Annotated in this window: 2 tRNA genes; both read left to right on the top strand. The window is 50.5% G+C overall.

Annotation, left to right across the window (positions count from 1 at the left end):
- Positions 1-38: 38 nt before the first annotated feature.
- A tRNA-Phe gene (locus HP552_RS02635) sits at positions 39-111 on the top strand.
- A 12-nt stretch (positions 112-123) separates the two neighbouring features.
- Positions 124-209, top strand: a tRNA-Tyr gene (locus tag HP552_RS02630).
- Positions 210-214: the final 5 nt, after the last annotated feature.

The raw sequence follows: 214 nt of genomic DNA, 5'->3' as shown, positions 1-214 counted from the left end.
ATCCCGTCGGTTCCGCCATTAATCTAAAAATTAAATAAGGCTCGGTAGCTCAGTCGGTAGAGCAGAGGACTGAAAATCCTCGTGTCGGCGGTTCGATTCCGTCCCGAGCCACCTTTTAATCCTGGAGGATTAGCGAAGTGGCCAAACGCATCAGACTGTAAATCTGCTCCCGTACGGGTTCGGTGGTTCGAATCCATCATCCTCCACCAGTTTT

It is taken from the genome of Paenibacillus xylanilyticus, from assembly GCF_013359935.1.
GTDB lineage: Bacteria > Bacillota > Bacilli > Paenibacillales > Paenibacillaceae > Paenibacillus > Paenibacillus xylanilyticus.
Note: the sequence above shows the minus strand (reverse complement) of the source record. Positions and strands in the feature narration are given on the sequence as shown.